The following is a 21,855-nucleotide window of genomic DNA, read 5'->3' on the forward strand; positions in this document are numbered from 1 at the left end:
TCTGCGTGAATCGAGCAAGTCGAGGCGTGGGAGGGGTCCCGTGGCGCAGATCGTCGTGGTTGCCGACGACCTCACCGGCAGCAACGCCACCGGCGCTCTCTTCGCACGGCTCGGGCTGCACACTGTCACCGTCAGTGATCTCGGTCAGGTGCCGCGTTATGCGGACGCGGTCGATGTGCTCGTCGTCAACACCGGTTCCCGTCGCTTCACGCCCGCGGAGAGCTACGACGCCGTTCATGCGGCGATGACGGCGGCCACGGCCGGTGGCGTACTCGTCGTCAAGCGCGTGGATACGACTCTGCGCGGCAATCCCGGTCGTGAACTGGACGCAGTGGTCGACGCGTTCACCGCTCGCGGCGCCATCTGCGACGTCACCTGCGACGCCACCAGCAACGTCACCCAGGACGCCGCCCGCGGCGCTGCCAACAGCGCTGCCTCCGCCTCCGCTCCCGGCACCGCCTCCGCCCCCGCCACCGCTCGCGGCGCCGCGGAGAGTGCGTCCGTACATGCCGCACATGCCGCCTCAGGCGCCCCGACTCCCGTACGTGTGCTGGCCGTTCCGGCGTTTCCCGATGCAGGCCGTACGACCGTGGGCGGGATTCATCTCGTGGACGGCGTGCCGCTGACCCGTACGGCCGCCGCGCAGGATCTCTTCAGCCCGGTACGGCATGCCCGGGTCGCGTCCGTCATCGGCGAGCAGAGTGCGCTGAGCACAGGTGAAGTACCGCTCGACGTAGTCGAGGACGGCGTGGACGCGGTGCTGGAGGCACTGCGCGGCCCGGGTGCGGACGTCATGGTCTGCGACGCCACCGAGAACGGTCATCTGCGTACCGTGGCGGCTGCGGCCGCACGGCTGAGCGCCGAGGACGGCACGCGCTGGATCTCTCTCGACTCCGGCCCGTTCGGCGCCGCCCTCGCAGCGGAGCTGGGCGTGCGGCCGTCGGGCGAGGCGCCCCGCATCCTGGCCGTCGTGGGCAGTACCACGGACGCCACCCACGAACAGCTCGCCAGGACCGAGAAGGCGCTCGGCGCGCATTACGCGGTGGTCGATCCGGACGAGGCGGAGGCGGAGCCGCCGCGTATCGTCCGCGAGTTGAGGGCCGCCGCCGACTCCGGCACATCGGTGCTGGGCGTAAGGGTCGCCCCGAGCGCGGCAGGCGATCCCGGCGCGGCGGAACGCATTCTGCGCTGCCTCGCGGAGGTCGCGGTGCACGCCGTGGACGTCCTGGACCCCGGCGGCCTCTACACCTCCGGAGGCGACGTCACCGCTGCGGTCACCGGCGCGCTCGGTGCCGAGGGCTTCGCCATCGAGGCTGAGGTGCTGCCGCTGGCGGTCGCCGGTCATCTCGTCGGCGGACCGCACAGCGGACTGCCTTTCGCCACCAAGGGCGGTCTGATCGGCGGGCCCGACGCCGCCGTGGCCTGCCTTGAACGGCTGCGTGCCATGAACTCCCGTGGCGTGGCAAGTAGTTCGGGCGCGGGATCGTGCGGTCCACGCGCCGCGTCCGGTAACTCGGGTCTCACGTCCGGCACTTCGGGAGCCGTGGGCGTTCCGGGGGCCGGTGACGGCTCCGCGCCGGATTCCGCGCCGGATTCCAACCACCGTAGAGGAGAAGAGGTTTCACCATGACCGACCGCCTTCCCGTCCTCGCCGTCACCCTCGGCGACCCCGCCGGTATCGGGCCGGAGATCACGGCCCGTACGCTCGCCGATCCGCGTACGGCGGAGCTGGGGCGCGGCATCGCCGTCGGAGACGCCGCAGTGCTGCGGCGGGCCGTGAAGGTGTGCGGGCTCGACGTCGAGGTGAACGCGGTGTCGTCGGTCGGCGAGGCGCGCTTCGCGCCGGGCACCGTCGACGTGCTCGACCTCGGTGTGGCCGGTGACGACCTCGAGTGGGGGCAGGTCAGCGCGGTGGCGGGGCGTTCCGCGGTGGCCGCGATCGAGGCCGCAACGACTGCCGCCATGGCGGGCGAAGTCGACGGCATCGTCACCGCGCCCATCAACAAGGAGGCGGTCTGGGCGGCCGGAGCGGAGCATCTCGGCCACACCGAGATGCTCGGCGAACTCACCGGCGCCGCACACTTCGACACGATGTTCGTGGTCCGTGGGCTGAAGATCTTCTTCACCACGCGCCATGTCTCTCTGCGCAAGGCCCTGGACCAGCTCGACGAGGAACGGGTGGCGGCCAGCATCCGCCATGCGGTGACCGCCCTGCGGGTGTTCGGCCACGACGAGCCGCGCCTGGGCGTCGCCGCCGTCAACCCCCACGGAGGGGAGAACGGCCACTTCGGCGACGAGGAGATCACCGCCCTGCGCCCCGCGGTGGAGCGCACCGCGGCGGAGGGCCTGGACGTCACCGGCCCGGTGCCGGCCGACTCCGTCTTCCACCAGGGACTGCAGGGACGGTTCGACGGTGTGCTGTCGCACTTCCACGATCAGGGTCATATCCCGGCCAAGACAGTCGACTTCGACGGCACGGTCTCGGTGACGGTCGGCCTCCCGATCCTTCGTACGTCCGTGGACCACGGCACGGCCTTCGACATCGCGGGCACCGGCAAGGCGTCCCCGAAGACGATGGCGGCGGCGTTCCGCGCCGGTGTCGACTTCAGCGCCTGGACCGAACGCATCCGGGCCGCGTACGGCACCGGGGCCTGAGCGCCCGGCCCGCGAGAACAACCCCCGCGAGAGCCACCTCCGTGAGGACGACCCCAACCCCTCCATCGAACAGCGCAGTTGGAGCCGCAGATGACAGCCCCCGCATCTCCGGACGGTCCCGGAGACGGAGACCGGAGCGCCGCCGCAACGACGCCGATACCCGCCAGGCGCTGGACGTACGTCATCCCCGTCGCCGTGGTGATGTACATGCTGGCGTTCCTCGACCGCAGCAACGTCTCCGTGGTCCTGCCCTATATGGACGGCGACTTGAGCCTTTCGGCCGCCGACGAGGGCATGGTCACCGGCGTCTTCTTCCTCGGCTACGTCTTCCTCCAGATCCCCGGCGCGATCCTGGCGCAGCGCTGGAGTGCCCGTAAGACCGTGCTGATCCTGATGGTCGCGTGGGGTCTCGCCGCCATGGCGTGCGGGCTCGTACGTACGAAGGAGCAGTTCTACGTCGCGCGGTTCGTGCTGGGGCTGTTCGAGGGCGGGGTGTGGCCGGCGGTGCTGATCCTGCTGGCGTCGTGGTTCCCGCTGCGAGAGCGTGCGCGGGCCAACGCGCTGTGGATGGCGTGTCTGCCGGTCTCGTCCATCGTGATGGCCCCGCTCTCCGGCCTGATGCTGGACCACACGGACTGGCGCTGGGTGCTGCTGCTTCAGGGCTTTCCGCCGCTGCTGTGGGCGGTCGTCTGGTGGTTCGCGGTGGCGGACCACCCCGCGCAGGCACGCTGGATCTCGCGGAGCGAGGCCCGGTACGTCGAGGAGGCGCTGGCTGCCGACGAGGCGGCGAAGCCCAAGACGGGTTCAGGTTCCTATCCGGAGGCGGTCAGGCAGCGGTCCGTGCTCGTGCTGATCGCGATCTACTTCTTCTGGATCACCGGGTTCTACGGCTTCACGCTGTGGCTGCCGTCCGTCGTCAAGACCCTTACGCACGACGGTTCTTCGACGGAGGTGGGGCTGCTCAGCGCGATCCCGTTCACCGTGGCGCTGGTGGTGATGGTGGCCAACGCGGCATGGTCGGACCGTACGGGCAAGCGGCGTCAGGCCGTCGCCGTCCCGCTGGTCGTCGCCGTGGCGGCGCTGCTGCTGGGGCAGGTCGTACAGGGCGGCGTGCTCGGGATGGTGCTGCTGTGTGTCACCGCGGGCGCCCTGTACGCGCCGTACGGGCCCTTCTGGGCGATCCCCGGCGGTGTGCTGCGGATCGAGGTGGTGGCGGTCGCCATGGGGCTCATCAACGCCCTGGGGAATCTGGGCGGTTACGTCGGCCCGTATCTCGTGGGGTGGCTGACGGACAGCACGGGTACGAGTGTGACGGGCTTCGGCGTGCTCGCCGCGTTCCTGGCCGTGGCGGTGGTGCTGGTGCTCACCGGGCTGGGTCCTTCGGCCGGGCCGGAGGCGGCGAACTCGCCTCCCGTGGCATCGGGTTCGCGGTCCTCCCCGTCGTCCTCCACGGGGCCGGGTGCGGTGCCGTCCCAGACGTCCCATGCGGCGTACTCAGCTTCGTCGGCGGCCAAGCGCGGTGCGGAGGAAGGCAGTTGAGCGGCGCACGCGTGCGCGCGACCCGAAAGGGCACGGCACGGCGCCGCGACGACATCCTCCGCGAGGTGCTCGCGGGCAACGGTGAGATATCCGAACTCGCCGCCCGCTTCGGCATCTCCGTCTCCACCGTCCGCCGCGATCTGCAACAGCTCGCGGGCGACGGGCACATCCACCGCACCTACGGGGGTGCCGTCGCGGGCGGGCGCTCCGCCGAACTCACCCTGGACGAGAAGGAGTCGGGCAACCGCGCCCAGAAGGACGCCATCGCACGGGCCGCCGCCGAGCGCGTCTGCGAAGGCGACGTGATCCTGATCGACGCGGGTACGACGACGGGGCGGCTGGCACGGGCGCTGAAGGGGCGGGGCGGGCTCACCGTCGTCACCAACTCCACCATCGCTCTGGGACATCTCGCCGAGGAGCAGGGCATCGAACTCGTGGTCCTCGGCGGGCGGGTACGCCGTCCGAACGGTGCGATCCTCGGCCCCGAGGGAGAGGAGACGCTGCGGCGGCTCACCCCCGATCTGGTCTTCCTCGGCGCCGACGGGCTGCACGCCCGCGACGGTCTCTCGTGCCCAAGCCTCGAACAGGCCCATTCCAAGGAGCTGATGGCGGCGCGCGGACGTGAGGCGGTCGTGCTCGCGGACTCCTCCAAGCTGGGCGGCAGTCCCTTTCCGTACCACGCGCGTCCCGGGGGTCGTTGGACGCTCATGACGGATGAGGACGCGGACCCTGGGGAGGTGTCGCGGTTCGCGGCGGACGGGACCTGCGAGGTCGTGACCGTGAGCGTGACCGCGGCTGCCTAGTCCGGCAAGTACGTGCGCCGCTTCTCCTCGTGTCGAAGGCCCGCTTCGGGTGTTCCAAGTCCCGCTTCTCGTCGCGTGGTTGTGTGGTTCTGTCCCTGTCGTATTCCTGCCTTCGGCCTTGTTCACTCCAACGGCCGGGCGCTCGGCGTGAGTCGAGGGCGCGTGCGGGGGCGCTTTCCCTTGAGAGCCTGTCGTCGTTGATCGACTGCGCTCTACGGTCGGGGAGTTCAGATCGGCCGAGGTGGACGGTGCGTGTCGGATGACGGGAACGGTGCCGGCGGAGCAGGCGCTGGTGCGGATCTGCGATCCGGCGGGGCGGCCCCGGGGGACGGGCTTCGTCGCTGACGGCAGGGGCACCGTGATCACCAGCCACGAGGCGGTGGACGGGCTGGACCGCCTCGTCGTGTACGCCCGTGAAGCGGGCGGTCTGCGGGTGGAGTCGGGCTGGGTCACGCCCCTGCCCGAGTGGGACCTCGCGCTCATCCGTACGGACGGGCTCGGCGTCGCGCCGCTGCTCATCGGCTCGGACCGGGCGGGCGCGGCAGCCCCGACGCCCGTGCAGATCCTCACGCTGCGGGGCGAGTCGGAAGACCAGTCGGGAGGCCGATCGCAGGGCGAGTCGCAGGGCGTTGCCGGGAGCGGTAGCCGCGCGGATGCCACGCTGACCGGGACCGCCACCGCCGTCACGTACACCTCCGCCGCCCGCCGCCACGAACTGGACGGCGGCGCACTGGAGTTGAGCCTCACCACCACCGCCGCTGCTCGCCGGTTCCTCCTGGACCGGACGGCGACGGGATCGCCCGTACTCGACCCGCGTACAGGAGCTGTCCTCGGGGTGGTGGGCACGGCGCTGCACGTTCAGGGCGGGCGCAGCCTCCCGGACCGTCGTGGCGCCGGGTTCGCCGTTCCGCTGCGCAGGGCCGGACTCTGGGACCTGGACGGACAGTTGGCGGACACGCTCGCGCACAACGCGGCGACCGTCCCCGGCTTCGGGCCCGACCTCAATCTGGCGGGGGCCCTGCGGCTGACGGCTGCGACCGTGCGCCCTGCGGCGGCACGTGCGCAGGCCACCGCCGCATGCCATGTGGAACGTCCCGAAGTCACCGGCGCTCTACGGGAGTTCGGCGAGAGCGGCGCCTCGGTGACGGCGCTGGTGGGCCGCCCCGGGACGGGCCGTACGACCTGTCTGGCCGAGTTCGCCGCGATAAGGGCCGACGGCGCCCGGCCCGCGCCCACGGTGTGGCTGCGGGGTGCGCAGCTACGCGCAGGCGACGGCAGCGTACGGGAGGCACTGGGACGGGCGTTGAGGCAGGCGTCGAGGCAGATGTCGAAGCAGGTCTCGAAGCAGGACGTGTCCGATCAGGGCGGTCCGGACTCGGCGGTTGTGGAATCCGGAGCGCCGAGTGCCGATGGACCGGACGACTCTCCGTGCGCGGATGTGGTGTCCCGGCTGGCCCGCGAGGCGCGGCGCCCACTGCTGGTGCTGCTCGACGCTCCCGAGGAGATGCCCCCGGCTCTCTGCCGTGACCTGCGCCGGTGGACGGCGGGGACGGCCGGGTGGCTGAGTGCGTCCGGCGCCCGCTTGATCGTCGCCTGCGGTCCCGAACAGTGGGAGCGGCTGGGCCCGTTGTTCCCCGCAGGAATGCTCTACGACGGGCGGGGCGGTGCTCTCACGCCCGACGCGGAGACCGACGGGCCGCCCCCTTGCGTGAGGCTCTGTGACCTGCCCGCCGCCGCGGCCGCAGACGCACGCGGACTGTACGGGCTCGGCACGTCCGACCTCGCGGCACCCGACGCCGCGCATCCGCTCGCGATGCGCATGCTGGCGGAGATCCATGCCGACCAGCACGCAGACCGTATGCGAGGAGACGCCGCACCCTCCGGGCCGGCGGGTCGAGTCGCCCCGCAGCCACGGCACTTGAGCAGAGACGCGGTCTTCTCCGCATATCTCGACCTCGTCGCGCTTCGCGTCGCCCGAAGGCTCGACTGCACGGCAACGCCCGTACGAATGCGGCGACTCGCGGCCCGTACGGCGGGAGCGCTGCACGAGGCCGCGCGCCGCAGCCTCGGCCCGGCGCGAGGGGTCCTGAGCCGGGCCGCGTTCGAGGAGGTCTTCCCATGGGAGGGCGGCTGGGCGCAGTCAGTGCTCGCGGACGGTGTACTGGAGGCGGCCGGCGGCGAAGTCCGCTTCGCCGACGAGGAGTTCGGCGAGTGGATGCAGGGCCGCCATCTGGATGTGGACGCGGCGCTCTCGGCGCTCGTGCACGAGCCCGATGAGCGCGGGGGCGGCGCTCTCGTCCCCAGAGAGCGGATCGGACCCGTCGTACATGCGCTTGTGCTCTGCGGTGCGCTGGAAGGCGCCGGAGCGCTGGAGCGGCGGCTGCGTCCGCTGGCCGACATGATCACCTCCACCCGGCCGGACAAGCGGCCCGGCACCCCCTCCGGCACCGGCACCGATGACCCCGGCCGTGGGCCCGGCCCGGGAAGCGAGGCCCGCTGGTGGGCACGCCGTCTGCTGCGGGACACGCTGCTGCGCGTCCCCGACGCCCGCCCCCACTACGGACTGCTGCGTGGGCTCGCGGAGCACTTCGGCGCCCAACCCCCTGGGGCGGCGGCGGAGTTCGGACCGTCGTTCTGGAGGCGCCTGGCGCTGCCGATCGCGCAGCGCACGGGTCTGCTGCGGCTGCTGCTCCCCGCCGACGCACCGCCTGGAGCCGGCGGAGCCGGACCCGACGGGCGCTACCTCGACGTGGTCGGCGAGCTGCTGACCGAGGAGCCGGAGACCGTACTGCCGCTGCTGTGCGGCTGGTTCACCGACCGCAGGCCGCTGACGGGGCTCCGGGAAGCCGAACCGTGCGGCGGCCCCCACGGCCGAGGAGATGCGGACGCGGAGGCGCCTCGGGCCACGGTCGCCTCTGCCGCTCAGGCTCTGCTGTACGCCCATCGCAGGCAGGCAGGCGACATGCTGCTGGACCTGCTCACCGACGCATGCCATCCGCGGGCCGACGAACTCCTCGACGACCTCGCACAGGAGGAGCCCTCCGCGCTGTGCCGTGCCGTCGACCGCTGGGCGAACCACGCGGCGTCGCTGCGGCGGACGGCCGCCGCCGAGTACGGGCCGCTGATGGTGCGGCAGACACGCTCCGACACCGACCGCAGACATCTGGAACGGGCGGCGCACGCCCTGCTGCGCGTCCCCGGCAGCACCGCCACGCACGGTCCTTCGGCCATGGCGATGCTGCTACGGCTGCGGCAGCAGGCACCGGAGCTCCGGCCAGACGCACAGGGGCCGTCGTCCGCATCGTCGGCCGCCGCCCGACCGGCAGCGGACACCCGCCAGCCGGAAGGGTCTCGGCTGCCGGAAGGGTCTCGCCCGCCGGAAGGGACGGCGGAAGGGGACCGTGAACTCGGCACCGCACTCGGCCTCCTCGCCGCCACCGGCGCGGTGGAGCTGGCGGACGCCCTCACAGACGAGATCGAGCACCGGCCCGAACGCGCCCTCGCGGCTTTCCGTTCATGGCTGTGCGCACAGCCCGGCGGCGGCGCTCGGCACCTCACCGCAGTGCTCGCGGCCGTGCGCATCCCGCGGCTGGCCGTATCTGCCGCCGAAGTGGTGCGCGAATACGCGGAGTTGCGGCCGGAGACCGCCGGGGATGCGCTGGCCGCGTTCGTACGGGGCAGAATCGCGCGCCGCCCTCGGCAGTGCTGCCCGGCGCTTCAGTCGCTTACCGACGCGCTGCTGTGCACGCCGTATGCGCCGCTGCGGGCAGCGCTCGCGCGGGCGCTGGGAGCCCTGGGCGGGCCGGTGGCGGAGGAGCTGCTGAGCGTGCTGCTCGTGGGGGAGCGCGATCCGGGGGTGCTCGACGCGGCGCTGGAGGCGGTGGCGCGTCGGGGCGAGGGGGAGTCCGACGCGGACGGCCCGGGGGCTCATGCTGCCCGTACGGGCCAGACCGCCCGGATCGTGCGGCAGCTCGGGCTGCTCATGGCACGTACCCCGGAGGAAGCGGCACGCTTCGAACGCCGCGTGGCCGAGCTGTCCCGGGAGGTCCCGGGCTTCGCCCGCGCGCTGCGAAGCGGGCCGGAGGGCTTCGGCAGCGGCGGCGGCGACGGGAGCCACAGCGCCGCGCGCGAATCCGGTGCTGCCGCCGTCGCGCCTCACACCTCGGCGGCGCCCAGCGCCTCGCTCGCCGCCGGTGCCCGGACCGGCGCAGCGGGCGCCGCGGCCCCCGGCGCACCGTCCCCGGGGGGACCGGCCCGGCCCCGGGTCCCGTGCGTGAGCCGCTGAGCAGCATGGCACCCTTGGACCCGGCGGAACCATCGGCCCATCGGCATCGGCGAGGAGCAGGACGTGCAGCGCTGGCGTGGCTTGGAGGACATCCCGGAGGGGTGGGGGCGCAGCGCCGTCACCATCGGCTCGTACGACGGGGTGCACCGCGGGCACCAGCTCATCATCGACCGCACCGTGGCACGCGCCCGTGAACTGGGCGTGCCCGCAGTGGTCGTCACCTTCGACCCGCACCCGAGCGAGGTCGTACGTCCCGGAAGCCACCCTCCGCTGCTCGCCCCTCATCCGCGCCGCGCGGAGATCATGGCGGAGCTGGGCGTGGACGCGGTGCTGGTGCTGCCCTTCACCGCCGAGTTCTCGAAGCTCACCCCGGCCGACTTCGTGGCGAAGGTTCTCGTCGACAAGTTGCACGCGTGCGCCGTCGTGGAGGGGCCCAACTTCCGCTTCGGGCACAAGGCGGCGGGCGATGTGGCCTTCCTCACCGAGCTGGGCGAGACATACGACTACGAGGTCGTGGTGGTCGACCTGTATGTGCGCGGCGCGGCCGGCGGCGGCGAGCCCTTCTCCTCGACGCTGGTGCGGCGCCTGGTCGCGGAGGGCGACATGGAGGGCGCGGCGGAGGTGCTGGGCCGACCGCACCGGGTCGAGGGCGTAGTCGTACGCGGTGCGCAGCGCGGCCGTCAACTGGGCTACCCCACCGCGAACGTGGAGACCGTGCCGCACACCGCGGTGCCCGCCGACGGCGTCTACGCGGGCTGGCTGAACGCCGACGGCGAGCGGATGCCCGCGGCGATCTCCGTAGGCACCAACCCGCAGTTCGACGGGACCGAGCGGACCGTCGAGGCGTATGCGATCGACCGCGTGGACCTGGACCTGTACGGGAAGCACGTGTCGGTCGACTTCCTCCAGTACATCCGCGGCCAGGAGAAGTTCGACACCCTGGACGCCCTGATGGAGCGGATGGCCGGGGACGTCGACCGCTGCCGTGCGCTGGTGGCCCAGGCGGAGGGCAACGCAGGCTGAGGCCGGGCGGCGCGGCACCGCGCGTGCGTGCGGGGCCGCGTACACGTGCGTGTGCGCCCGGGATTCACGGGCGTAAGGCGAGGCCGCGAGCGAAAGGGGAGGGCCGGGCACGGTGCGGACACCGGCCCGGCCACTCGATCGTGTCGACCCGCTGCCTAGCCGACCGTCACTGCTTCCTCGCGATCGTCAGCGTTGCGGCGGCACCTGCCCCGGGGGCTGCTGCGGCCAGCCGCCACCGCCCTGCTGCGGATACGGCTGCTGACCTGGCTGGGGCTGTTGCTGCTGCGGGATCGGCTGCTGACCGTAGGGCTGCTGCGGAGGCTGGCCCTGCTGACCCGGCAGCGGCGGCGCCATCTGCGCGGGCGGATTGTTGCCGTTACCCGACCACAGGCCCTGCTCCTGCTGCTGACGTGCGAAGTCCTCGGCGATGAGAGCCGAGAGGTTGAAGTACGCCTCGCGCGTCTTGGGGCGCATCATGTCCAGGTCCAACTCGGCACCGGCGGAGAGATGTTCGTCGAACGGGATGGTGACGACACCGCGGCAGCGCGTCTGGAAGTGGGCCACGATGTCCTCGACCTTGATCATCTTGCCGGTCTCGCGGACACCGGAGATGACGGTGATGCTGCGCTGCACGAGATCCCCGTAGCCGTGCGCCGACAGCCAGTCGAGCGTCGTGCTCGCACTGCTGGCACCGTCCACGGACGGCGTGGAGATGATGACCAACTGGTCGGCGAGGTCGAGGACTCCACGCATCGCCGAGTACAGCAGGCCCGTGCCGGAGTCGGTGAGGATGATCGGGTACTGCCTGCCGAGGATGTCGATGACCCTGCGGTAGTCGTCGTCGTTGAAGGTCGTGGAGACGGCCGGGTCGACGTCGTTCGCCAGGATCTCCAGCCCGGACGCCGCCTGCGAGGTGAAGCGGCGGATGTCCATGTAGCTGTTGAGATACGGGATCGCCGTCACCAGGTCGCGGATCGTCGCACCCGTCTCGCGCCGCACACGACGGCCGAGGGTGCCCGCGTCCGGGTTCGCGTCGATCGCGATGACCTTGTCCTGCCGCTCCAGCGCCAGCGTCGAACCGAGCGCCGTGGTGGTCGTCGTCTTGCCCACGCCGCCCTTGAGGCTGATCACCGCGATGCGGTAGCAGGACAGTACGGGCGTACGGATCAGCCCGAGCTTCCGTTCGCGCTCGGCCTCCTCCTTCTTGCCGCCGAAGCGGAACTTGCCGCCCAGCGCCGGATTCTGCGAACGCGGCTTCTTGCGGTTGTTGACCAGCCGGTCCGACGAGAGCTCCACCGCGGCCGTGTAACCGAGAGGGTTACCGCCCTGGCCCTGGCGCCGCGCGTCTTCGGCGGGCGTCTGTCCGGGCGCCATCGCACCGGGGTCGACGCCGGGGCCCTGGGGCGCCGGGCCTGCGGGGCCTGCCGGTCCCGTCGGCCCTGCCGGGCCCGGCTGCTGCTGCGCGGGCTGGTACGGCTGCGCCTGCTGGGGCTGGGGCTGTCCCTGTTGGGGGTAGCCGTAGCCCTGTTGGGGTTGGGTTTGCTGGGGCTGCTGTTGTTGTGGGGCGGGGTAGGGCTGTTGCTGTGCGGGCTGGGGGTAGCCGTAACCGGCCTGTTGGGCCTGGGGGTTGGGTGCGGCCTGTTGCTGTGGCGGCTGCGCCTGCTGGGGCTGGGGCTGTCCCTGTTGGGGGTAGCCGTAGCCCTGTTGGGGTTGGGTTTGCTGGGGCTGTTGCTGTTGTGGGGCGGGGTAGGGCTGTTGCTGTGCGGGCTGGGGGTAGCCGTAACCGGCCTGTTGGGCCTGGGGGTTGGGTGCGGCCTGTTGCTGTGGCGGCTGCGCCTGCTGGGGCTGGGGCTGTCCCTGCTGCGGATAGCCGTAACCCGGCTGCGCGGGCTGCTGCCCCTGCCAGGCAGGCTGCTGCTGCGCGGGCTGCGGGTAGCCGTAACCGGCCTGCTGGGCCTGCGGGTTGGGGGCCGCTTGCTGCTGTGGCGGCGGCGTCTGCCCCTGCCCCTGCGCCTGCCCCGTCTGTGGGGGCTGCTGACCCTGCTGGGGCTGCGCCTCAGGCTGCGGCTGGGCCCCGGCCTGCTGCGGATAGCCGTACCCGTACGGCTGCTGCGGCGCCTGTGACTGCTGCGAAGCAGGGGCGGCGGCATCCGCGGGCGGGTTGGCCGCTACGGGCGCACCGTCGGGCGCGGACGTGGCGGGCTGGAAGTCCGGTGGCAGAGGCGGCAGTTCGGTGGACTGTGCCGAGCCCTCGGACGCCGGAGCCGACCAGGGTCCGCCCTGCTGGGGGAGGGGCGCCGGCTGTGCCGGGCTCTCCTCGGGCTGCGGTGCGGAGTCGGTCGTGGTGCTGCTCGCGCTCTCGTCCGGGGAGGCATCACCCTCCGCGCCGGTGCCTGCCGAAGCCGAGCCGTCCGAGTCCCAGTCGCTCGAAGCCGAGTCGTCCGGACCCTCGTCCACAGAGGCCGAGTCCGCCGTGGGCTCCTCCGCAGTAGGCAGCCCCCTGCCGAACGTACGCGGGTCCTCGGGAGGGTCTTCGCTGCCGTCGGCCTCAGAACTCGCGGCCTGCGACGCCGTGTTCGTGCCGTCCGTCGCCGAGGAGGCGGGCAGCGGTGCGTCGTCGGCGGACGTGGAGACCTCGCCGGTGTCGTCGGCCGGGGCGTCGGTGCGCGAAGTCTCCGCGACCTCCACGCCTGCCCTGTCGGTTGCGCCCGGTCCCTCGTTCGAGTGCTCAGAGGCATCCGAAGAGTCCGAAGACTCAGACGAGGAGCCCGAAGTCGCCGAGGAATCCGAAGCGTCCGTGGACGATTCCGGAACGGACGGGAAAGAGGGGAAAGAGGGCGGGGAGGGTGCTGCGGCCTGAGACGCAGCCTCCGAAGAACCCTCCGGCTCTTCCGTACGGTCACGGTCGAGGCCGGCCGAGACGCCCGCGCTCGCGTCACGCCCGTACGACTGCCCGAAGTCGCCGCCCGGCCCGCCGAACCCGCCGACGCGCGGCTCAGGTTCGGGCGCTTGGGGCTGCTGACCGGCGCTGTCCTGCCGTTCCGTCTGCGGCCGTGGATCTTCCCGCCTCAAGGGGGCGAACATCTGGGTGGCGTCCGACGCGGGCGGCGTGGCGAACCCGCTGCCCGGGGTCTCGGGCGGGGTGAACGACGGGCTCTGAGGGCCCTGTTCACGACCCTGTTCACGACCCTGTTCGCGGTCCTGTTCGCGGTCCTGGTCGCCGGAGAGCGGAGCCTGCGGGAACTGCGGAGGCAGGGGAGGAGGCGTCGACTGCGAAGGGTCCGGAGCGACGGGGCCGGTGCCGGAATCGGGGCCGGGACCGGCAGGCGGACCGGGGTGTGCGCCCGGAAGCGGTTGCGGCGGGCTCGTACCGGGGAAGGGGGCCGGGGTCGTCGGACCGCTCGGATTGTCCCCCACGCCGGGGGTGTTGGGGGCGGCGGCACTGTCCGCGTCCTGCGTGTACCAGGCAGGCGGCGTGTAGTCGATGGTGAACTGCCCCGTCGACTCCGTGTCGTTCTCGGGCGAATCCGCATCGTATCGATCGGTGTCGGGCCCCGTCCTGCCCCAGCGGATCTCGTCCCGATCGCTGCTCACAATGCCTCCTGCTGTGTGGTCGCACACCCCGTTTGCTGCGCAGTGACCCAGCCTAATCTCGACAGCTCCGGGCACGGCACTGCGGCCCCTTCCGTGCTCGGTGCCCGGGGGCCACTTCTGTTCGACACGACCCGACTCAACCAGTCGAAGGTCTCGGTCCAGTCTCGGAGGGCGTGGAGCGGCGGTCAACTTTCCACCGGCGTAGAAGCGCTGTCGGTCCTGGACCAGGCAGATGTTTTCGTGTAAGGGCGCTTGTCTTTGAGGCAACGTACGGATGACGAGTGTCAGGCGTTACTCAGGGGCCGCCCGAGGCGCCACGGCGAAAACGAAGAGACGGTCCGCGCTCCGTTCCGTGTGCGCCCCAAGCCCCCGGGGAACTCTCCCCGGTGAACTCTCTCCGGGGAGACGCCGTTCCGGCGAGAGCCCGCCGAAACCGCCCCCGCAAATCCGCCTACGGCAGATCCGCCTAGCGCGAACTCCCCGCCCGGCCACGGGCGTTCACCCCGGCCGGGCATCCGCCTCCGCGAGCCCCGCGCACCGCCGTGGCCGTCAGTCCAGACGCCGCGGATTGCCGAGCAGCCCCGCCTCAGCGTCCGTCGGCTGTGTCAGCGAGTAGTACCTGTCCTTACGCGTGCACCACAGCGTCACGCCGTCGCCCAGCGTCGACAGCGCCTCCGTCTCCTCGCGCGGCAGCCGCATGGTCCGCGACAGATGCGCCGACTCGTCCGGCGACACCCGCTGGATGCCCACGAGCGACGACGTCTGCAACAGCCGCGGCGCGGCCGGGCTGAGATAGGGGAGCAGCGTCACCACGGACTGCCACGGAGCCGAAGTCACGCGCCCGCGCGGCGGTTTCATCCCGCAGTCGCGGATGATGACGACCGGGCTGCTCACGGACGGCCCGAGCGACGGCACATGGCCGACGTCGTAGAGCGTCATGCACTGCTGTTCCGCACCGGCGGCCCGCACCAGCGTCGTCCACACATGTGCGCGGCCCGTCTCCACCGCGACGCGCGCACCCGTGCCCGCGGCGCGCAGCGCCAGCACCTGTGCCGTCCACAGACCGCCGATGAGCAGCACGTCGTAGGCCGTGCGACGGCTGAGGCCCAGCACGGCGGGCTGCCGCTGTGCGTCCGTGCCGATGACCACGCCGTCGTCGCCCAGGGGCACGCCTATGGCGCCCAGTTGCTCGACGGCGACCCTGTGCCGCAGATGGCGCGGACCGCGCAGGCCGAAACCGGGGCGGCGCGGACGTGCCGCCCGCTCCTCGGCCTGCTCGTCGGGGTGGCCGAAGACCGGTATCACACCGGTGTCGGTGGCCGTCGCCACGTGCCGCGGCTGCGGCGGTTCGCCGTCCTGTCCCAGGCCGCCCTGCGGCTGCTGCTGCCGGCCAAGTCCCGCACCGGGCATGCCGGTCTGCCTGGGCATCATCGGAGTGGACATCAGCTCGTGCCTCCGAGGGGCAGGGTGGCGAGCACGCCGGGCACTTGCTCCCGGTCCAGCGGCACGAGCCCGGTCTTTGCCCGGCTCGCGGTGCGCTGGAGTTCACGCCGCGCGGTGGACAGATCGTTCTCGCTGCGGGTCACGATGCGCACATGGCCCGAGATCTCGGCCGAGCGTCCGTCGCCCCGGCCCAGCGTCAGGCTGAAGACCGAGGTGAACACCCGCAGCGAGGTGAGGATCGACGCGAGATGCGCCGAACTCACGGCGCTCGGGCCGACCTGCGGCCAGCGGCTGATCCAGTACGTCGTGTGCCAGCGGTCGTCGCAGCGCCAGCCGCGCACCGACTCCTCCGTACGGCGCTGCGCGGGACGCCCGTCGGGGGCGGCGGAGTTGCCCGCACGGGGGTTGAGGCAGGTGGAGGTCGCCAGCGCCTGGACCACCTCGGTCTCGTTGAGCACCGTGGCGCTGAATCCGGCGCCTTCGAGGCGGCTCGCGAGCTGGTCCGCGGCACGCACCAACGAGCGCTGCGCGCCCCCGAGTCCGCCTCCGCGCGCCTCGATCGCCTCGGGCGTCAGCTCGGGGGTGAGCTTCAGCGCCACCCACGTCATACGGAGCGAGGGGATGCCGGAAGCCTCCTGGAGCGTCCCGTACGACCGTGCCACCACGGACTGTTCGGGCAGGTGCGGCGCGGGCGCGGGCTGGGTGTGCTGGACGATCTGCACGGACTCCAGCCGGATGTCGTCGGTCGTCAGCGCGTCGTAGAGCACGTCGAGGGGTACGGGGCGCTCCACGCGGCCCGTACGGCCGGGACGCAGCGGTGCGTCCTTGCCCTCGACCGCGATCAGCGCGGTAAGGAACGTGCCGTCGCCGACCATGCCGACGGCACGGTCTTCACGCGTCACGTAAGTGGACGTCTGCACCGCCGGATCGCACTCGACGACGGGCGCGAGAGAGGGGTCGGTGCCCGCCGGGACCGGGTACTTGGCGCCGCGCTTGCGCCGCCGCAGCGAACGCTTCAGCTCGTACCACTCCGACAACGGGTGCTGCCTGCGGCGCACCAGGGCGAACAGCGTCAGCAGCCCGGCCGCCACGGCGGCCGGCAGGACCAGCCACTTCTGTGCGATCCAGGCGACCAGCAGCAGCCCGGCGGCGAACTCGATGAGCACGAGCTGCTGGAGCCGGACGGGGCCGAAGCTGCCGGGCTTGCTGCTCAGCCGCAGCGTGGCGTTGGCGGGCGGCTGCGAGGCGGCCGGGGCCTGTTGCTCGTCGTTCCGCTGAGACGGGACGCTACGGTCCCGTGACCGGTTGCGGGTGGCGCTCGTCATCCCCCGTAATTCCCCTTCGAGGTGTCGTCCGCACGGCTTTCGCCCTGCGGTCGCCTTTCGGCCTCAAGCCGCCGATTCCGCTTCCGCTTGTGGACGCGTGTGTGCCGGCGGCGTGCTCTCTCGCGGCGCGGCCCGTGCCGCGCAGGCGCTTTCGGTGATTCTGCGCAATGCTGCGGTGGCCGGTGCTGAGGAGCACCGGTACTTCGGTGTTCGGTGATCGTGATTCGCCGGTCCGGTGAATTCGCCGTCCCTTTACAGCGATTCGCCGCTTCGGCGTCTGCGGTCGCCCCCTGCCGTGCCGTCGGTTCACCGGCTCCGTGCATACGGTTCACTCGTGCCTTACGTACGCGGAGCCGGACCGGCCCGCAATGCAGCGGACGCCGGCCGGACGTCAGGATACTCATCGCCGGCGGCCTTCCGCAGGCGGCCGACCGCCCCGGCAAGTGAGGGCATTGTGCGGATACCGCGACCCTTGGCGGATGTGCCCCCAGTGCGGCCACCCTGTCGTTTGCGTACACACGGGGGCGCGGCATAGTAGTGCAGCCGGGGGAGGCGGACTCGGGGGCGGGAACGAAGCTCGAAGGCACGAGGCCCGAAGGGCTGCGCGGCGCACCGGGCCCGCGGCCGCACACCCCCGGCGGCACGCCGGCTAACACTTGAACCACCACCAGAAACCGGGCACTTCACAGCACGGAAACGGGAGAGACGGGGACCGATGGCGACGCGGCGGGACGAGCTCAGCGCCCACACCTTCGCGCGGAAGCGCACGCTTGCAGCCTTTTTGCAGCCGGAATCGAGAGTCTCCGACGAGGAGGCTCCGCGTCCCGTGCGGGCGATGATGCCCAGCATGGTGGTGGGGGTCGTTCTGGTCGCGGGCTCCGTCGCCTGGGGAGCGATCGCACCGAGTGCGCCTCCCGGCTGGAACAAGGCGGGCGAACACATCATCGTCGACAGCGATTCCACGACGCGCTACGTCGTACTCAAGGACAAGACCAAGAGCGGCAAGAAGGTCCCCCAGCTCCACCCCGTGCTGAACTTCGCCTCCGCCAAACTCGTCCTGGACAAGGGCAAGGGCGAAGTCATAGAGGTCTCCGGCAAGGACATCGACGAGAGCACCATCGCCCGTGGCGCCACCATCGGCATTCCCTACGCTCCCGACCGGCTGCCCAGCACGGCGGACGCCGAGGCACCCAAGGAGTGGGCGGTCTGCGAGAAGCCGTCGTCCAACGGCGAAGGGGAGCCGCAGCAGGGCATGTTCGTGCTCGGCGGCCAGGACAAGAACAAGCTGAAGGACGGCAACCGCCTGGACGACGGCGAGGCCATGTTCGTCGAGGACAGCGAGACCCACGACCAGTACGTGGTCGACGGTACGGGCACGAAGCTGCTGCTGGACGGGCCTGAGGGCAAGAGCAAGGCCAAGATCCCCGAACGCAACGTGCTCACCAAGCAGGTGCTGAGGGACCCGGGAGTGCCGCAGAAGGTCTCCACGCAGTGGCTGAAGACTCTGAATTCCGGTTCGGATCTCGTCTTCCCGAAACTGGACGCCCCGAGTGGATCGCAGCCGCAGTTCGACGGCGCCGACTCCCTTCCGCCTGAAGCCCGTTCGGTCGGAAAGGTACTCAAGTCCACTTCCGGAGGAGCCACTTATTACTACGTGGTTCTGAAGGACGGAGTGCAGCGGATCACGCCCCTTGTGGCGCGGCTCTATCTCGTAGAGCAGAACGAGAATCTGGTGACCGTCAGCAATGTGGAGGTCGCCGGCGCCGGAGCCTCGGACGAGATGAACAAGGGCGGAAGGGGCTGGCCCGAGGACGTGCTGAAGCAGGTCAACCGCCCGGCGGAGGGCATCGGTTCGACCTCGCGCACCGTCTCTTGCAGCGTCTACACCGGCAAGACCGCGGGCGGGCGGCCCAAGCTCGCCGCGTGGGCGGGCCCCGAGTACCCGGCCAACATCGTCGACGGTGCGGCCAGCGCATACGTCAGCTCCGGTTCCGGACTCCTCTACCAGGAGGTCAGCGGCAGGGGCAGCCGCAGCGGCACGCAGTACCTGCTGACCGACTCCGGTCTGCGCTACGCCCTTCCCAAGGGCGGCGGCGACAACCAGCAGGGCTCGGGCTCCAGTGAGAAGAGCCCCACCGCGCGTCTGGGATATGAGAAGGCCAAGGTCGCGCCCGTGCCGCAGAGTTGGTCCTCGCTGCTGCCCAAGGGCCCCACCCTGGACACCAGGAGCGCTTCGCAGGAACAGGGACTGTGACGGATCTGTGACAGCCGGGGCGATCACACGTATCGGCCCGCGGATTCCTGGGTAGTACGTAACTCCCGCCTTGTGGACGGGAGTTACGTCGTTCCCGGGGGTTTTCAGGGGTTTCGCGGGGTGGACCGGGGGCAGGGGAGAGTGGGCGCGGGAATGCGCCGGCCGTCGTGCGATCACGAATTGATCGCGGCGGTGTGTTGACCACGTGACGGTAATGGCATGCGAACGGCTGTGTCGGTGGGGCAAGGTAGTGTTCTCACGGTGTCAGCTGACGGCCCGTTCTGTACGTGGCATAGGGTGACCCACCAGCCCGACACGGGCTGCTGAGACGTTCACTAGAAGACATGGGGGAAGGTGCGCCATGGCAGGACAGTTTCGGGTAACAGAGGACGAGCTCCGGGCTCTGTCGTCGAAGATCAGCGAGGTCAACAGCTCCGTCCAGGGTGAGGTCAAGCGCCTCGACGGTGTGATCAGCCAGATCGCCGGCGGCTGGCAGGGCCAGGCGGCCAGCGCTTACCACCGGCTCCAGCAGCAGTGGAACGAGGATGCGCGCAAGATGAACAACATCCTCAACGACATCAAGGAAGCGGTCGACTCCACCCGCCAGAACTACTCGGCGACGGAAGAGCAGCAGAACTCCGAGGTCAGCAAGATCATGTCGGACTTCGGCTGATCAAGGTCCATTCGACCGGTCAACCGGCGTTCGCGCCACACGAGTTCAGAGCTACTACTACCGAAGAATCGCTGAAGGAGGAGTCGTAAGTGTCCGGAATTCTCGTCAATTTTCAGACGGTCTCTCAGGCTTCGCAGGACGTGAGGTCCACGGCCGGCCGCATCAAGAGCCAGCTCGACGACCTTGAGGCCATGGTGAAGCGCGTGGCCAACACCTGGGAAGGTGCCGCTCAGGAGGGTTACCAGGCCAAGCAGCGCCAGTGGGACCAGACCGCGGACCACCTGCACCAGGTTCTGCTCAAGATCTCGACCGCGCTGCAGAACTCGGCGGACAACTACCAGTCCACCGAGAAGAGCAACGCGAACGTCTGGGGCAACTGAGCAACCGGCAGCGCCCGTATGAGGAGTGGGTCCGGCCTTCATCGGCCGGCCCGCTCCTGCCGTTGCGTCAAGGGCGTTGGGCCGGGCCGGGGTGAGCACGTCGGCACGGACCGGCGTCCCCGGGGGAGAAAAACACCATGTCCATGGCTGTCAGTGGATCCGATGAAAATGCCCTGAGCGCGGGGACCGTCGATCGGCGGCTCCGCAGAACCCGCTGCGCCCAGCGGGCATTTGTGGTGCTCGCGGCGCTGGGCCTCACGGCCGTCGGCGCGGTGCCGGCCGCCGCCGGCCAGGCGCACCCTTCGCGTGGCAGCGCTCCGGCTGCCGGATACGCGACCGCCGGGCAGGAGCCCGGCAAGGCGGGCCAGGATCCGGGCCTGGACAGCACCGGCGAGTGCAAGTTCGGCGGCAAGAACATCAAGAGCACGCCGTGGTCGCTCCAGCGCGTACTTCTCGACGAGCTGTGGAGCGAGGCCACCGGCGAGGGCGTCACGGTCGCCGTGATCGACACCGGCGTCGACAAGGACAATTCGCAGGTCCGCCCCGCACTCGCCCCCGGCGGCAAGGACTTCGTCGGCAAGTCCAACGGCACCACCGACGTCAATGGCCACGGCACACGGGTCGCCGGCATCATCGCCGCCCGCAAGGCCAAGGACACCGGTTTCTCCGGCATCGCGCCGAAGGCGAAGATACTGCCGCTCCGTTACACCGGCAGCGAGGACCCGGAGAAAAAGGGCGACTCGTCGACGATGGTCGAGGCCATCGACTACGCGGTGTCGAAGAAGGTCGACATCATCAACATCTCCTCCGACACCGCGGACAAGAAGTCCAACCCGGGGCTACAGGCCGCCGTCCAGAAGGCCGTGAACGCGGGGATTCTCGTGGTGGCCGCCGCGGGCAACGACGGCGCCAACGGGAAGCTGGAGTACACCTACCCCGCCTCCTACGAGGGCGTCCTCGCCGTAGCGGCCTCCGACCGCAACAACGAACGCGCCTTCTTCTCCCAGTCCGGACGCTTCGTGGGCATCGCCGCCCCCGGTGTCGGCATGGTCTCCACCGTGCCGAACGGCGGCCAGTGCCCGGCGGACGGCACCTCGTTCTCGGCGCCGTACGTCGCGGGCGTCGCCGCGTTGATGTTCGAGAAGTACCCGACGTGGGACGCACAGCAGATCGCCGCCCGTATGCAGCAGACGGCCAACAGGCCCGGCCCCACCAAGGACGCACAGCTCGGCTGGGGCGTCGTCGACCCCGTCGCGGCACTCACCGGTGACGACAAGCCGCAGAACCAGCCGCACGCGGACGTACGGCAACAGAGCCGCCACGTCACGCCGATGTCCCTCACCGTCGGCGAGAGCGACACCGAACGCACCCAGCGCATCTCGGTCTACGTCATGAGTGCGGGCACCGTACTCACACTTCTTATCGGCGGCACTGCCATCGCAGCCCGCGACCACCGCCGCAAGCGCACGCCCGAGGGCGGCTCGGCGGACAGCACGACTTCAACGAGGCATTAGGCAGCAGGGGGAGAGGAGACGGGGCTATGAGCAGCGGATACAAAGTCGATCTGAGCGCCCTGGACGAGGTCATCAAGAAGCTGAACCGCGTGGTCGACGACATGGGCGGCCCGCACACCTGCGCGAAGTACGAGACGTACCTGCCGCCTGGGTGGCTGGGTAAGGGATTCGCGGAAGAGGATGAATTCCGCGTCACCCACGGCAAGACCAAGGGGAACATCGAGGGCTACATCAAGCAGTTGCAGGGCCTGATCAATCAGTTCAGCTCCAACACCTCGCAGGTGCGCCGTAATTACGACGACCAGGAGCAGAAGACCAAGCACGGTGTCTCGACGGAAGCCGGCGGCGGCAAGTGACGCGGGCCGAC

Annotated in this window: 14 protein-coding genes; 11 read left to right on the plus strand and 3 right to left on the minus strand. The window is 70.9% G+C overall.

The genetic code is table 11. From position 1 onward, the window contains the following. The first annotated feature begins 40 nt into the window (after positions 1–40). The 6 genes from MMA15_RS21860 to MMA15_RS21885 all read left to right on the plus strand — a co-directional run bounded on the left by MMA15_RS21860 (position 41) and on the right by MMA15_RS21885 (position 10,305). Positions 41–1,630, plus strand: coding sequence for a four-carbon acid sugar kinase family protein (locus MMA15_RS21860; protein ID WP_241061809.1), 1,590 nt, complete (start codon positions 41–43; stop codon positions 1,628–1,630). Beyond that, positions 1,627–2,655 carry a 4-hydroxythreonine-4-phosphate dehydrogenase PdxA gene (gene pdxA, locus MMA15_RS21865; RefSeq protein ID WP_241061810.1) on the plus strand — a complete coding sequence of 343 codons (1,029 nt, stop codon included), beginning with the start codon at positions 1,627–1,629 and terminating at the stop codon, positions 2,653–2,655. Before MMA15_RS21860 ends, pdxA begins: the two co-directional genes overlap by 4 nt. A 90-nt stretch (positions 2,656–2,745) precedes the next feature. Continuing rightward, positions 2,746–4,194 carry an MFS transporter gene (locus MMA15_RS21870; protein WP_241061811.1) on the plus strand — a complete coding sequence of 483 codons (1,449 nt, stop codon included), beginning with the start codon at positions 2,746–2,748 and terminating at the stop codon, positions 4,192–4,194. After that, the gene (locus tag MMA15_RS21875) at positions 4,191–4,997 is read left to right on the plus strand and encodes a DeoR/GlpR family DNA-binding transcription regulator (RefSeq protein WP_241061812.1); all 807 of its coding nucleotides are present in this window, start codon (positions 4,191–4,193) and stop codon (positions 4,995–4,997) included. The genes MMA15_RS21870 and MMA15_RS21875 overlap by 4 nt, the downstream gene beginning before the upstream one ends. A gap of 259 nt (positions 4,998–5,256) precedes the next feature. Further along, positions 5,257–9,282: a S1 family serine peptidase gene (locus MMA15_RS21880; RefSeq protein WP_241061813.1), complete on the plus strand. Its 4,026-nt coding sequence runs from the start codon at positions 5,257–5,259 to the stop codon at positions 9,280–9,282. A 63-nt stretch (positions 9,283–9,345) separates the two neighbouring features. Then, complete coding sequence (locus MMA15_RS21885) at positions 9,346–10,305, plus strand: bifunctional riboflavin kinase/FAD synthetase (RefSeq protein ID WP_241061814.1); 960 nt, start codon at positions 9,346–9,348, stop codon at positions 10,303–10,305. 186 nt (positions 10,306–10,491) lie between these two features. Here the strand turns inward: MMA15_RS21885 and MMA15_RS21890 are convergent, their stop codons facing one another. From MMA15_RS21890 to eccE, 3 genes are all read right to left on the minus strand, one after another. Beyond that, positions 10,492–13,899 (minus strand): SCO5717 family growth-regulating ATPase, encoded by a 3,408-nt coding sequence (locus MMA15_RS21890; protein WP_241061815.1) that lies wholly within the window; start codon positions 13,897–13,899, stop codon positions 10,492–10,494. Between the two features lie 549 nt (positions 13,900–14,448). Continuing rightward, positions 14,449–15,309, minus strand: coding sequence for a hypothetical protein (locus MMA15_RS21895; RefSeq protein WP_372498366.1), 861 nt, complete (start codon positions 15,307–15,309; stop codon positions 14,449–14,451). Between the two features lie 32 nt (positions 15,310–15,341). Further along, positions 15,342–16,667 (minus strand): type VII secretion protein EccE, encoded by a 1,326-nt coding sequence (eccE, locus tag MMA15_RS21900; RefSeq protein WP_241061816.1) that lies wholly within the window; start codon positions 16,665–16,667, stop codon positions 15,342–15,344. Between the two features lie 715 nt (positions 16,668–17,382). Here eccE and eccB point away from each other — a divergent pair. The 5 genes from eccB to MMA15_RS21925 all read left to right on the plus strand — a co-directional run bounded on the left by eccB (position 17,383) and on the right by MMA15_RS21925 (position 21,844). After that, a complete protein-coding gene (gene eccB, locus MMA15_RS21905; protein WP_241061817.1) occupies positions 17,383–18,921 on the plus strand; it encodes a type VII secretion protein EccB in 1,539 nt (512 codons plus the stop codon). Positions 18,922–19,282: 361 nt separating this feature from the next. Further along, positions 19,283–19,594 carry a WXG100 family type VII secretion target gene (locus MMA15_RS21910; protein ID WP_070018068.1) on the plus strand — a complete coding sequence of 104 codons (312 nt, stop codon included), beginning with the start codon at positions 19,283–19,285 and terminating at the stop codon, positions 19,592–19,594. Between the two features lie 89 nt (positions 19,595–19,683). Beyond that, positions 19,684–19,974, plus strand: coding sequence for a WXG100 family type VII secretion target (locus MMA15_RS21915; protein WP_241061818.1), 291 nt, complete (start codon positions 19,684–19,686; stop codon positions 19,972–19,974). A gap of 233 nt (positions 19,975–20,207) precedes the next feature. Next, positions 20,208–21,488: a type VII secretion-associated serine protease mycosin gene (gene mycP / locus MMA15_RS21920; protein WP_241061819.1), complete on the plus strand. Its 1,281-nt coding sequence runs from the start codon at positions 20,208–20,210 to the stop codon at positions 21,486–21,488. A 26-nt stretch (positions 21,489–21,514) separates the two neighbouring features. After that, positions 21,515–21,844, plus strand: a complete 330-nt coding sequence (locus tag MMA15_RS21925; RefSeq protein ID WP_241061820.1) for a hypothetical protein — start codon at positions 21,515–21,517, stop codon at positions 21,842–21,844. Positions 21,845–21,855 lie beyond the last annotated feature (11 nt).

Source organism: Streptomyces marispadix (genome assembly GCF_022524345.1).
GTDB lineage: Bacteria > Actinomycetota > Actinomycetes > Streptomycetales > Streptomycetaceae > Streptomyces > Streptomyces marispadix.

Coding starts and splice junctions, on each gene's coding strand:
- MMA15_RS21870 (WP_241061811.1), top strand. CDS start 2,746: ATGACAGCCCCCGCATCTCCGGACGGTCCCGGAGACGGAGACCGGAGC.
- MMA15_RS21925 (WP_241061820.1), top strand. CDS start 21,515: ATGAGCAGCGGATACAAAGTCGATCTGAGCGCCCTGGACGAGGTCATC.
- pdxA (WP_241061810.1), top strand. CDS start 1,627: ATGACCGACCGCCTTCCCGTCCTCGCCGTCACCCTCGGCGACCCCGCC.
- MMA15_RS21910 (WP_070018068.1), top strand. CDS start 19,283: ATGGCAGGACAGTTTCGGGTAACAGAGGACGAGCTCCGGGCTCTGTCG.
- MMA15_RS21880 (WP_241061813.1), top strand. CDS start 5,257: ATGACGGGAACGGTGCCGGCGGAGCAGGCGCTGGTGCGGATCTGCGAT.
- eccB (WP_241061817.1), top strand. CDS start 17,383: ATGGCGACGCGGCGGGACGAGCTCAGCGCCCACACCTTCGCGCGGAAG.
- MMA15_RS21895 (WP_372498366.1), bottom strand. CDS start 15,309: ATGCCCGGTGCGGGACTTGGCCGGCAGCAGCAGCCGCAGGGCGGCCTG.
- eccE (WP_241061816.1), bottom strand. CDS start 16,667: ATGACGAGCGCCACCCGCAACCGGTCACGGGACCGTAGCGTCCCGTCT.